The sequence below is a fragment of the Bradyrhizobium sp. ORS 375 genome (genome assembly GCF_000239775.1).
In the GTDB taxonomy this organism is placed as follows: domain Bacteria; phylum Pseudomonadota; class Alphaproteobacteria; order Rhizobiales; family Xanthobacteraceae; genus Bradyrhizobium.
On sequence record NZ_CAFI01000274.1, the window covers coordinates 1 to 5222 of the forward strand.

General features: G+C 61.5%; 6 protein-coding genes and 1 tRNA gene. 2 read left to right on the forward strand and 5 right to left on the reverse strand.

Going from position 1 to position 5222, the window contains the following annotated elements; genetic code table 11:
- Positions 1–636 precede the first annotated feature (636 nt).
- Together BRAO375_RS20000 and BRAO375_RS37535 are read left to right on the forward strand one after the other, a co-directional pair.
- Positions 637–1179: a hypothetical protein gene (locus BRAO375_RS20000; protein WP_009029261.1), complete on the forward strand. Its 543-nt coding sequence runs from the start codon at positions 637–639 to the stop codon at positions 1177–1179.
- A 151-nt stretch (positions 1180–1330) separates the two neighbouring features.
- Complete coding sequence (locus tag BRAO375_RS37535; protein ID WP_009029262.1) at positions 1331–1516, forward strand: hypothetical protein; 186 nt, start codon at positions 1331–1333, stop codon at positions 1514–1516.
- A 57-nt stretch (positions 1517–1573) separates the two neighbouring features.
- Here BRAO375_RS37535 and BRAO375_RS20005 read toward each other — a convergent pair whose 3' ends face one another.
- The 5 genes from BRAO375_RS20005 to BRAO375_RS20020 all read right to left on the reverse strand — a co-directional run bounded on the left by BRAO375_RS20005 (position 1574) and on the right by BRAO375_RS20020 (position 4808).
- Positions 1574–2371 carry a hypothetical protein gene (locus BRAO375_RS20005; protein ID WP_009029263.1) on the reverse strand — a complete coding sequence of 266 codons (798 nt, stop codon included), beginning with the start codon at positions 2369–2371 and terminating at the stop codon, positions 1574–1576.
- Positions 2352–2615, reverse strand: coding sequence for a hypothetical protein (locus BRAO375_RS37540; RefSeq protein WP_009029264.1), 264 nt, complete (start codon positions 2613–2615; stop codon positions 2352–2354). Before BRAO375_RS37540 ends, BRAO375_RS20005 begins: the two co-directional genes overlap by 20 nt.
- Before the next feature lie 638 nt (positions 2616–3253).
- Positions 3254–3991 carry a hypothetical protein gene (locus tag BRAO375_RS20010; RefSeq protein WP_009029265.1) on the reverse strand — a complete coding sequence of 246 codons (738 nt, stop codon included), beginning with the start codon at positions 3989–3991 and terminating at the stop codon, positions 3254–3256.
- Positions 3992–4240: 249 nt separating this feature from the next.
- Entirely contained in the window at positions 4241–4552 is a 312-nt protein-coding gene (locus tag BRAO375_RS20015) for a hypothetical protein (protein ID WP_035641387.1), read from the reverse strand.
- 180 nt (positions 4553–4732) lie between these two features.
- Positions 4733–4808: transfer RNA gene (locus tag BRAO375_RS20020), tRNA-Lys, on the reverse strand.
- Between the last annotated feature and the right edge of the window lie 414 nt (positions 4809–5222).

A 5222-nucleotide genomic window follows, 5' to 3' on the forward strand; every position in this document is an offset into this window, starting at 1 on the left:
CCCGGCATTCCCCGCGCGATGGTCTTCACGCTTATACGCGATCTCCCCGGTGTCCGGCTTGATAGCCACCGTCGCCCGCAGGGGTCATCATCCCCAGGGCTTGGCGCCAGCTTCGGGGCGCCAGGACCACGCGATTTCACGTCCGCGACCGAATGTTCGTCCGCGCGCATCAGCGCGCTGCAGACAGCCGCGGCCACCGCTCCCCGCACCCAACGTCCGTGACGATCGCGATCCGCCCCTCTCGAGGAGTACGGGATGGCGACAATCAATCATGAAATTCGGAAAAAGTGAAGTGGAATATTTCTGCGCCGATGACTGGACAGGGGTGATCGCCTTGCGCGGCCTGATGAAATGAGTTTGTCCGCGCATCCTCACAGCAATGCTGCGGGGAGGCGCAGCGCCGTCGCACCATGTCCGGTCTCTGCCCATCAAGCTCTGTCGGTCACTGCAACCAGCGCGAGCATCACGTGCGCTGGACGGCAGCGACTGTGTCCGGTCCGCAACGTAGGCGGCTTTTTGTTAGTTGTTCTATTCCCCCTGAGGTTGCGGCTATTGTTCCCCAGATCGGCCCCTGCTACCCCTGCGGTCGACGACAGTAGGGGTGCTGTGGGGGCTCAAATGAACAGTTTGCGTTGGATGGCCAGCTGGCTGGCCCTCCTTGGAGCGGCGTGTCTTGGCGGCTGTGCTGCGCCGCTTGCGGTCAACAACGTGACCGACATCAGATCGACCACGGGCAGCCGCGGGATCGATGTCTACGAGGGGAAGCGCCGAACCGACGCAAGCGTGCCGGAGTTCGCGGGTGACCAGCTCGTGGAGGTGCGGACGTTCCACAATCCCGAGGGCGGAGGCGAGGTCGAGATGGCCGGGGCCTCCTGCTCACTGGAAGCCTCTGGCTTCACGGCGACCATGACGAGCCCCGCCAAGGTGCGCGTGCCGCTCTATCGCGGCCAGTCGAGCACGCTGGCCGTGACCTGCCAAAAGCCCGGCTATCAAAAGCGGATGATCACGGTCGCGCCGTTCGATTCCACGCGCCAGGCGCGCTTGGCCAGCGGCGTCAACGGCGGCATCCTTGGCGCCGTCATCGTGGCAGGCATCGACGCCGCCGCCGACAACTCGAAGAACGACTGGCGCTATCCGGTCGCGAAGGTGGTGTTGGAGGCTGATGCCGCAGGGAGGTGATGGACGGGACGGAGCTGTTGTCCACCGGTGATGACGGCAGTTGCAAACTTGGAGAGTTAGTGTGGGAGTGAAGGTGACAGCTTCACCGTAACTCCCAACTTTGTCTGTCTCACTGAGGGGGTAGTCCATCGCTGTCACTGCAATCGCCAACATGCTGCCGTCGATCAAACGAATCTCGAAGTCTCTGCGCCAAGCTGTCCAAGTGATGAAAGAACGCGCCGCCGCGCGCGTGGCGGAGAACGAACGCGTCTACGAGAAAATTCAACTGTTTGAACGCCGGGACGGCATTTACGTCGGATTTCGACGCCCCCCACGTTTCTGCTGGATTGCACGCTAGTGAGAGTGCTGGACTGCACCCCTCAAGTGAGACACGATAATCCCAGTGACAATGAGCCTATTCGAACCAGGCCTTACGCCACGGGAACGGGTCGTTTTCGGTCCCCGTGTAGGGGAATTGTTCTCGCCGCGGACGAAGCCAACGCCAGACCTCTAGGGGCAACTCAGCTGGCATGTTCTCCGGATCGAAGGCCTGGCCGGGTTGTACCGCTGCTCTGATGATGCCGCGCGCGACTAAGGTTGCGGCATGGCCGTAGTCAAAGGCGCATGTGAACATGCGCTGATTATGGTGGAGCAGGAACGCCAGAATGTTCCGCTCTTTGTCGCTTAGCGAGTCGACCTCTTCCGCCAACCAATCATCAACAGGTACGCTGCTAGAACTAACTGGTACAGCACCGAAATTCTTCCGATGCACGGTTACGCCATGCGAGATCAGATTATCCGAAACCGCGCCATCTAAGTACTTACAGAAATCCGATAGGGCATATTCTTCGGGCCGCGTGTGAGCGCCTGTGGTGATGTAGCGACTTCTGACAACGTTATCGTCTGAGTTTATTGTGGTTAGAAGCATAAAATCATCGTCCGTGAGTTGCAGACCTTTCTGATGTGCTGCGCGTCCAGCTTTCAGAATATTGTGCGATATTTCTTTCAATTGCTGCAGGTCGAAGCCTTCGTTGCGGACGTGCGCCTTCATGTACAGTTCGATTGAGTGGTAAAAGAGGAAGAGTATCGGCGCGTCCGGGTGTGAGACGTCAGGTTTGGAAGCCCGCAGCTGCTCAGCAGAGCGCCAGTAGGAGCGAGCGTAGTTGAACAATCCCAGTGCGGTAGTGCGATCCTCAGGATTGATCATGTTCATATTTGCGTCCCGTTTCTATAGTTAATCCTTGTTCATCGTCGCCATAGGCCATGGGTGGTGCAGCGCCATTCGCCACGTACTTCCTCTCGATCCAATCGATAGCCGCCTGTTTGTTGCTAAAGACATCGGGGCCGTAATAAATCTCGAAGTCGTCAGCGTGAGTACGATGCTTTCTGAGGAACGTTGCCTGCCAGCCGTTATGGCCCAATCTCAACGTATGTTTGAACGACGCCACCTCAGTCAATCTGATGCCTCCTAATTGATAACTGCGATTGTGGTCACAGCCCCGTTCTAGACGGTTCGCTTGGGAGGGGAGTAGAGTCGTTCTATGTCAGCGGAAGGTTTTCCCGCGTTTTCGCGACGATGTGAACAGCGACGACGAGGACTTTCGCGTTTTGCAGAGATTCAGACGGTGCGCCCCGGGATCATACGGTGTCGGCTTAGCATCACGCCAATTCGGAGTGATGTTCACTCGTCCCCGGGCACGGCAATTCGGGCAGCGCATCGCCGAATAGACGCGAAGCCAAGGCCAATCAGGCGGAAGCCGATCAATCGGAACGTTCACCATTCGGCGACAGTGGGGACCGCGGCACGTCACGGAACAGCTGCGGTGACGGTCTAACAGCCACTAACCGGCGTTCCTATCGGGTACTGAATGCCCGCCATGATACAGGGTAGCGCGGTCAAGACTGCGGGCTTTACGGGCGTTCTTGTGGCACGCGACGTGCAAAACATCGCTCAGGCTTCCATTAACTCAGAAAAGCGCCGGCCTCTCGGTCGTGGTAGTTGCGGTGACGGTGCTGGATTGCACATAATCCGTGGGAATGCGTCCCGCTTTCTTGGCACTTTGATGCGACCGCACGCAAATTCCGAGCGCGAATCTCACACCCCCGCAGGCGCCTGCGACACCTCGACCACATGTCGGTCGGTCCCCACGGTGATCACGATCGTATACGTCTTCGCCGCCCCGGCCTGATCTGTCGGTGGCGCCAGGTGCAGCTGCCCACCGTACCACTCGCTCGGCATCAAAGTGTTGTCCTTGATCACCGCCTGCTCCAGCATCGCCATGTTGCGCTGGCCGGTCTCGATGGTCGCGGAGATCATCGCCTCGTTCTGAATCGCGGCGTTGTTCTGCGCGATGGCGGCGGCGGTCGGGCTGTAGAAGGTGCCGGTACGGCCGCTCGGCGTGGTGTAGGTGCCGCGGCCGGCCTGGGACGCGCTCATCGCGTTGGCGCCGGCGGCAAGCCCCGTCAGCACGGCGGCGGCGACCTGCCGGTTGCGCTCCTCCTGGACCAGCATCTCGTAGGTCACGACCTTCATCTCGAAGTCGGAGCCTGCGGCATGCTGCACGGCCTCGACCTGGGCGACGCGAAACTCGACCGGCTGGCGGCTGAGATTGTTGATGGCGACGACGAAGACGGGCCGGCCGTTGCGCTGGAGCTGGCGCGATGCCGGGCGCACCAGCACCAGCGACGTCTTCTGACGCGAGACCAGGGCTGGCTGGCCGTCGCGCATCAGCGATTGCTGCTGTGGGTTCGAGGCCCGAAACGAGATCGTCTCGCCAGTGCTGACGCACCCGGCGAGCAGGCTGCACAGCAGCAGAGATGCCCAATGTCTCATTTCAGCCCCCCAGAGGTGCGCATCCAATCGCAACCTTTACGGGAACTCAATCGGGCTATTTCTCTTTTGACGGTATATAGAGCTGTTGTGCACACCCTAGCAGGGTGTGTTCGCTTCACCGCTCCGACTGCGAAGTCGGGTCAGGCTCTGTCCGCAGCGGTAGCGTCGCAGCCGCGCCTTGATCTCCTTGAGCGACACCGGCGTGAATCCCAGCGGAGGCCTCGCGATCGATCTCCGCGCCTGCCCTGGCTACGTCTTGGCGTCGATGGCCTTCAGCGGCGAGCCAGCTTGCGCATCGGGCCGCGCGGCGCGGGGCTGTCGGGCTGGCTCGACCGCTCCGCTGGCGCCGGCTGCGGTCAGGGCGGCGATCTGCTCAGCGGTTAGATGCAGCCCGGAGACATCGCCCGCGATGCGGCGTCGCTCGGCTGCATCGCAGGCGAAGCACTGCCGCCATTCGTCGAGGGTCTTGTGATTCTTGCCGCAGTCGCCGGTGACGGTCGGCTTGATGCTGCTTTCCGGATCGCAGCGATAGGCCTGCCGGTATCGCTCGTCATCATCCATTTGCGACCAATCGACCACGCCCCAACTCCACATTACAACCTGAGGGCCTTGCCGGCCACTTATGCCCCTTGAGGTGCGTTTGGTAGCATGATCCGGAGTTCCGGTAAAGGAACATGCGCCGACGGTCGGCTTACGCCGAGGTCGTGGCGGAATCAGGAAGGCCAGGTTGCAGATGGTTGCTGGTGAGCGCGCCGGGACTCGAACCCGGGACCCCATGATTAAAAGTCACGTGCTCTACCGGCTGAGCTACGCGCTCGCTCCCAGGGAAGCGGTGTGACGGCTTCAACCGTCACTGTCCGGATCGTCGGCAGGTGACCATCAGAACGCTTGCGGCGGGGCTGTGGTTCACTGCGGCATGGGGAACGAGGCGGTCAAACCCCGGCCTCTGGGCCGCATCCTGTCGTGGGCGCTGTGTAGGGGGTGGGTCCGTTCCGGTCAATAGGGCGGGCGGGGGAAACCACGGGAGATCGACGATCGGTTCGGGGGCGGCGATGACGGTCCCGTAGCCCGCCATGAGCCGCCGTCGGCGCTCGGCAGAGCGACGGCGGGGGCGACATGCGGGGGTCTCGCGGGTGGTTGCGATGAACCCGGATGTCGCTGCCGCCTGCGCCCTTCAGGCCCAGGCGTTCGCTCATCCGGCTACGCGGCTCAGCCGTCGACGGTGTCATTC

Bases quoted from the DNA above. Each gene is read 5' to 3' on its own strand.
- BRAO375_RS20015 (WP_035641387.1), bottom strand. From the start codon at position 4,552: ATGGATGATGACGAGCGATACCGGCAGGCCTATCGCTGCGATCCGGAA.
- BRAO375_RS37535 (WP_009029262.1), top strand. From the start codon at position 1,331: ATGCTGCCGTCGATCAAACGAATCTCGAAGTCTCTGCGCCAAGCTGTC.
- BRAO375_RS20005 (WP_009029263.1), bottom strand. From the start codon at position 2,371: ATGAACATGATCAATCCTGAGGATCGCACTACCGCACTGGGATTGTTC.
- BRAO375_RS20010 (WP_009029265.1), bottom strand. From the start codon at position 3,991: ATGAGACATTGGGCATCTCTGCTGCTGTGCAGCCTGCTCGCCGGGTGC.
- BRAO375_RS20000 (WP_009029261.1), top strand. From the start codon at position 637: ATGGCCAGCTGGCTGGCCCTCCTTGGAGCGGCGTGTCTTGGCGGCTGT.